5 protein-coding genes are annotated in these 3967 nt (G+C 68.5%); 3 read left to right on the plus strand and 2 right to left on the minus strand.

The window, feature by feature from the left end:
* Positions 1 to 88: 88 nt before the first annotated feature.
* Positions 89 to 601 (plus strand): cyclic pyranopterin monophosphate synthase MoaC, encoded by a 513-nt coding sequence (gene moaC, locus Q1K70_RS20070; RefSeq protein WP_300163784.1) that lies wholly within the window; start codon positions 89 to 91, stop codon positions 599 to 601.
* 79 nt (positions 602 to 680) lie between these two features.
* Here moaC and Q1K70_RS20075 read toward each other — a convergent pair whose 3' ends face one another.
* The gene (locus Q1K70_RS20075) at positions 681 to 1046 is read right to left on the minus strand and encodes a hypothetical protein (RefSeq protein ID WP_300163787.1); all 366 of its coding nucleotides are present in this window, start codon (positions 1044 to 1046) and stop codon (positions 681 to 683) included.
* A 53-nt stretch (positions 1047 to 1099) separates the two neighbouring features.
* Positions 1100 to 1480: an SH3 domain-containing protein gene (locus tag Q1K70_RS20080; protein WP_300163790.1), complete on the minus strand. Its 381-nt coding sequence runs from the start codon at positions 1478 to 1480 to the stop codon at positions 1100 to 1102.
* A 226-nt stretch (positions 1481 to 1706) separates the two neighbouring features.
* On the opposite strand from Q1K70_RS20080, the gene argF reads away from it, so the two are divergent.
* Positions 1707 to 2612, plus strand: a complete 906-nt coding sequence (gene argF / locus Q1K70_RS20085) for an ornithine carbamoyltransferase (RefSeq protein ID WP_300163793.1) — start codon at positions 1707 to 1709, stop codon at positions 2610 to 2612.
* 27 nt (positions 2613 to 2639) lie between these two features.
* Positions 2640 to 3833, plus strand: a complete 1194-nt coding sequence (locus Q1K70_RS20090; RefSeq protein ID WP_300163795.1) for an argininosuccinate synthase — start codon at positions 2640 to 2642, stop codon at positions 3831 to 3833.
* The last annotated feature ends 134 nt before the right edge of the window (positions 3834 to 3967 follow it).

Consider the following 3967-nt stretch of genomic DNA (forward strand, 5'->3'; position numbering starts at 1 on the left):
CGCACCCCCCGCACGGTAAATGTGCCGCATTTCACGTCGCGCCGCGCCCGGGGCGGGCCCACGCCGGGGGCGCGGCGTCGAGGCAAGCATGAGCGACGGACTGACCCATATCGACGCCGAAGGCCGCGCCCGCATGGTGGACGTGGGGGCCAAGGCCAGGACCCGCCGTCTGGCCATCGCCGGCGGCGAAGTGCGCCTGGGCGCGCAGACCATGCGCCTGCTCGCCGCCGCCGCCCTGCCCAAGGGCGACGCCCTGGCCACGGCCAAGATCGCCGGCATCATGGCCGCCAAGCGCACGGCCGAACTCATTCCCCTGTGCCATCCCCTGGGCCTGTCCTTCGCCGACGTGCGTTTTTCCGTGGACGAAGCGGCCTGCATCGTGCGCATCGAAGCCGAGGCCGCGACCACGGCCGAGACCGGCGTGGAGATGGAAGCCCTGACCGCCGCCTCCGTGGCCGCCCTGACCATCTACGACATGTGCAAGGCCGTGCAGAAGGACATCGTCCTGGGCGAAATCCGCCTCCTCTACAAGGCCGGCGGCAAGTCCGGGACCTACGTCTCCCCGGACTGGCCCAAGGACCGGCCTCTTCCCGACGCCTAGACGGGACGTTTTTCCCGAACGCGCAGGCCCGACGGACGTTGTCCGGCCGGGCCTTCGTCGTTTGCGCGCCGGAAACGGATCAGCTCCCGCCGGGGCGGCCCCCCTGGGGCTGGGTGCACACGGCGTAGCCCACGTTGCAGTTGTTGATGCAGTTGGCCACGCCGGCGCAGACCATGACGCAGCGCTGGTAGCTCTGCATGCAGGCGTTGGCGTTGCCGCCGGCCGGCTGCCCGGGCTGCTGCGGCGCGGCCGGCTGGGCCGGAGCCGGCTGCTGGCCCTGGGGCTGGCGCATGCCGCCTTGTTGGCCGGGCTGCATCATGCCCGGGCCTTGCTGGGCCAGGAGCAGCGGCTCTCCGCCGGCCGACGCCGGCTGGGCGCAGCATAGGGCGAGCGCCAGCGTCAAAAGCGCCACGCCGCCTGGAAACAGGGTTTTGCCGATGTTCATGGACATCCTCGCTTTGCCGCGCTTGGGGTTGATGGCGGGCACGGGACCGGGCGTCAGTCGAGGTAGCGCGACGCCACCCAGCCTTCCAGGCCCCGGCCGAAGGCCCAGACGTGGGTCCAGGCTCCCTCGTGGGAGAGCACCTGCACCTGTTCGCCCTGGTTCAGGGAGGCGACGATGCCGCATTGGGTCGTGGGGCACGACCGCAGGCTCAGGCCCGCGGTGTTGACCACGGCGTAGACCGCATCGGGCGGCACGACGACTTCCGCGGGGGGCAGGGCCACGCAGCCGTAGTCCGGCGACCAGTAGAAGCCTTCAGGGCAGGGCGGCGGGGCCGGGTGGTAATAGACCGCCGGTCCGGCCGCGACCACGCAGCCCGACAGGGCCGCCGCGACGCCGAACAACGCCAAAAGGAGCACGCCTCGCACTGCCTTCATGGATGCTTCTCCCCTCCGGTCCCCGGCCTTGGCCTGAATTTCGCCGCCGCCCCTCGTCGGGCCGGCGGGGCGAAGGGACCATGACAGTATCCTTAGCCCCATTGCGGCGGCAGGGTCAATGACGGCGCGCATTCTTCCCGGCTCCCATGCCTTTACAAGTCATGTCGGATGGGAGTATTGCTGCCCTTTTTCCATCACCGGGAAGTTGCGACTCAAGGATGCCGTCATGCCCCAACATTTCCTGACCATACTGGACCTTTCCCGCGACGAGGCCGCCGGCCTGCTCGACCGGGCCGCCGCCATGAAGGCCGCCGACCACCGCTCGAACCTTCTGGACGGCAAAACCTGCATTCTCGTTTTCGAAAAAGCCTCCACCCGTACCCGCGTCTCCTTCGAGGTCGCCGTGCGCCATCTCGGCGGCTGGCCCATCTTCATGACGCAAAACGATTCCCAGCTCGGCCGCGACGAACCCATCCGCGACACCGCCCGCGTGCTCTCGCGTTACGCCCAGTGCCTCATCGTGCGCACCTTCGGTCATCACAAGCTGGAGGAACTGGCCGCGCACGGCTCCATTCCCGTGGTCAACGCTCTGTCCGACGAATACCATCCCTGCCAGATCATGGCCGACCTGCTCACCATGCGCGAGCACTCCGGCCGCCTGGACGGGCTCACCGTGGCCTTCGTCGGCGACGGCAACAACATCGCCCATTCGCTCATCAACGCCGCCGCCCGCTTCCCCATCCGGGTGGTGGTGGCCGCGCCCAAGGGCTACGAGCCCCATACGGCCGTGGTGGAGCGGGCCAGAAGCCAGGGCGCGGACGTGGCCGTGGTCAACGACCCGGTCGAGGCCGCCCGGGGCGCGCATTACCTCTACACCGACGTCTGGGCCTCCATGGGCCAGGAGGCGGAGCGCGAGACCCGGGCCCGCGCCTTCGCCGGCTTCCAGATCAACGACGCGCTCCTGGCCGTGGCCGCGCCAGGGGCCAAGGTGCTCCACTGCCTGCCCGCCCACCGGGGCGAGGAGATCACCGACGCGGTCATGGAAGGCCCGGCCTCCATCGTCTGGGACGAGGCCGAAAACCGGCTGCACATCCAGAAAGCCATCCTGGAATGGATCTTCACCAAGGGCTAGGGCCCGCTTTTCGATAAGGACACCGCCATGAGCAGCATCAAGAAAGTCGTCCTGGCCTACTCCGGGGGCCTCGACACCTCGGTCATCCTCAAGTGGATCAAGAAGACCTACGCCTGCGAAGTCGTCACCGTCACCTGCGACCTGGGCCAGGAAGAGGAACTCGACGGCCTGGAGGAAAAGGCCCTGCGCACCGGCGCGACCAAGGCCTACATCGACGATCTGCGCGAGGAGTTCGCCAAGGACTTCATCTTTCCCATGCTGCGGGCCGGGGCCGTCTACGAGGGCCGCTACCTGCTCGGCACCTCCATCGCCAGGCCGCTGATCGCCAAGCGCCTGGTGGAAGTCGCCCGGGCCGAGGGCGCGCAAGCCGTGGCCCACGGCGCCACCGGCAAGGGCAACGACCAGGTGCGCTTCGAACTGACCACGGGCGTGCTCGCGCCCGATCTGCGCACCATCGCCCCCTGGCGCGAATGGGACTTCGCCTCGCGCACGGATCTCCTCAATTTCGCCAAGGAAAACGGCATCCCCGTGCCCTCGGACAAGAAGGGCTCGGACCACAGCATGGACCGCAACCTGCTGCACCTGAGCTTCGAAGGCGGCGAGCTGGAAGATCCCTGGAACGAACCCAGCGCCGACACCTACCTGCTCACCGTGCCCGTGGAAAAAGCCCCGGACACGCCCGACGTCGTCACCATCGACTTCGAGCACGGCGACCCGGTGGCCGTTAACGGCGAGAAGCTCTCCCCGGCCGCGCTGATCAAAAAGCTCAACACCCTGGGCGGCAAGCACGGCATCGGCCGCATCGACATGGTGGAAAACCGCTTCGTCGGCATGAAGTCGCGCGGCATCTACGAAACCCCGGGCGGCACCATCCTGCACGTGGCCAAGCGCGACCTGGAAGGCATCTGCCTCGACCGCGAAGTCATGCACCTGCGCGACGGCCTCATCCCGCGCTACGCCGAAATGGTCTACAACGGCTTCTGGTACGCCCCGGAACGCAAGGCCCTGCAGGCCATGATCGACGAGGCCAGCAGCCGCGTCACCGGAACCGTGCGCGTCAAGCTCTACAAGGGCCAAGCCTACCCCCTCGGGCGCAAGTCGCCCAACAGTCTCTACAACCCCAAGCTCGCCACCTTCGAGAAGGACGAGGTCTACAACCAGGCCGACGCCACCGGATTCATCCGGCTGGTGGGCCTGCGGTTGCGGGGATTGGGGAAGTAGCGAGGAGAGGGAAGAGGGAAGATGCCTCCGGCGGCCGGGAGGGGGTGACCCCCTCCCGGACCCTCCCCGACGGGGCGTGCGGGGGAGTGGGCGGGACCGTCGGGCGGCGGGACGCCGAACGTTTGGGGGCGGAA

The organism is Solidesulfovibrio sp. (assembly GCF_029978005.1).
Taxonomy (GTDB): domain Bacteria; phylum Desulfobacterota; class Desulfovibrionia; order Desulfovibrionales; family Desulfovibrionaceae; genus Solidesulfovibrio.

What these genes read in the sequence shown, in the direction of transcription:
- Q1K70_RS20080 (WP_300163790.1), bottom strand. Translation starts at nt 1,480, where the DNA reads ATGAAGGCAGTGCGAGGCGTGCTCCTTTTGGCGTTGTTCGGCGTCGCG.
- Q1K70_RS20090 (WP_300163795.1), top strand. Translation starts at nt 2,640, where the DNA reads ATGAGCAGCATCAAGAAAGTCGTCCTGGCCTACTCCGGGGGCCTCGAC.
- argF (WP_300163793.1), top strand. Translation starts at nt 1,707, where the DNA reads ATGCCCCAACATTTCCTGACCATACTGGACCTTTCCCGCGACGAGGCC.
- moaC (WP_300163784.1), top strand. Translation starts at nt 89, where the DNA reads ATGAGCGACGGACTGACCCATATCGACGCCGAAGGCCGCGCCCGCATG.
- Q1K70_RS20075 (WP_300163787.1), bottom strand. Translation starts at nt 1,046, where the DNA reads ATGAACATCGGCAAAACCCTGTTTCCAGGCGGCGTGGCGCTTTTGACG.